This window comes from Cobetia sp., from assembly GCF_983723665.1.
In genome coordinates this window covers 1,265-2,594 of the sequence record NZ_CFDJES010000249.1, presented here as the reverse complement: position 1 = coordinate 2,594, position 1,330 = coordinate 1,265, and the positions used below count along the sequence as shown (strand labels likewise).

Genomic DNA, 1,330 nt, shown 5'->3' with positions numbered 1-1,330 from the left:
CAGCGGCTTACTTGACCGGGCAGGGGCCGTCGCTGGGCGTATCCGGGAGCCAGCAGCCTGCGCCTGATGTGTTGATCAGCGTCTGCAGGCGCGGGGCGAGGATATCCAGCGTCTCCTCGATGTCGGCGTCGCGCAGTACGATCTGCACGAAGGCATCGCGGTAGATCTTGTTGAACAGGCCCGACTGCTGGCCCAGGCCGCTGGGCAGCAGCGAGAGCACGGCGTCATCGGCGGAGGACTGGGCCGCGACCGCCTTGCCGGACATGCGAATGCTGGCGGGCAGGTCATCGGGCAGTTCAGCCTCCACCACCGGGAAGAAGTTGGTGGCCCGCAGGGTGCGAATCTGGGCTTCCGGCGTCATCAGGTAGCGGATCAGCTTGCGCGAGGCATCGGGATTCGTGGCATTGGCGGGCACCGCCAGGCCAGCGACCACCGGCATGTAGCCGCGTCCGCTGGGGCCGGCAGGGGCCGGGAAGGCCACGTACTGATCCGGCTGCTTGTTGAAGGCATCCTTCAAGCGCGCGGTGTGATCGAAGGCGACCCACACCTCGCCATTGAGCAGCGGTTCCTGCATGAAGCCGTAGGCGGTGGAGCGCGGATTGGTCACCGCCCAGATCTCGCGGAACTTCTGCCACATGGCCACGGCGTCATCGCTGCGGAACTCACGCACCACCGAGTGGGTGAAGGACGGGTAGAGATAGCCTTCCAGGAAGCGGTGGATCAGCCCCTTGCGACCGGCCGGGAAGCCCAGCTTGGGGCTGCCGGTGGCCTCCTGCATGTTGCGGCCCCAGGCCAGCAGCTCGTCATAGCTCAGCGCGTTCAGGTCAGCGCCTTCGGGCAGGTAGGGCAGCGCCTTGCGGTTGGCGGCCATGATGTAGGTCGCCTGCATCCACGGAATGTAGCGCTGCTGGTCGCCGCCCAGCTTGCCCAGCGTCATGTACTGCTGGCTGATGCCCGCGTCCGCAAGCGAGCCTTGCAGGTCATCCAGCGGCGCCAGAATGCTGGGCGTCAGCGACCCCAGTTCGCCGTGCAGCCCGCCGAGCAGATCCAGCGCGCCATCGGGGCTGGTCTTCTCCGCCTCGAGACGCGACAGGAAGGTGCCCGTCTCCTGCGGCATGTAATTGATGGCCTCGGCGTAGGGTGCCAGCGCGATCTCGCGCATCTGCTGGGCCTCTTCCAGCGGTCTGGCCTGGGTGCTGAAGAAGGTGATGTCAGCGAGGGCGGACGTACTGCCCAGCAGCGCCAGCAAAGCGAGGGCGGTTGGCATCTTGCGCATGGAGGTCTCCCCGGTCGGGTGTTGTTTTTCTGGCGTCACGCTGACCACGTTCTG

1 protein-coding gene is annotated in these 1,330 nt (G+C 66.5%); it reads right to left on the bottom strand.

The genetic code is table 11. The features are described from left to right. Positions 1–7: 7 nt before the first annotated feature. Positions 8–1,330, bottom strand: a 1,323-nt coding sequence (locus AC4FAH_RS14470) for an extracellular solute-binding protein (protein WP_490246305.1), incomplete at its 5' end; no start/stop codon positions are given.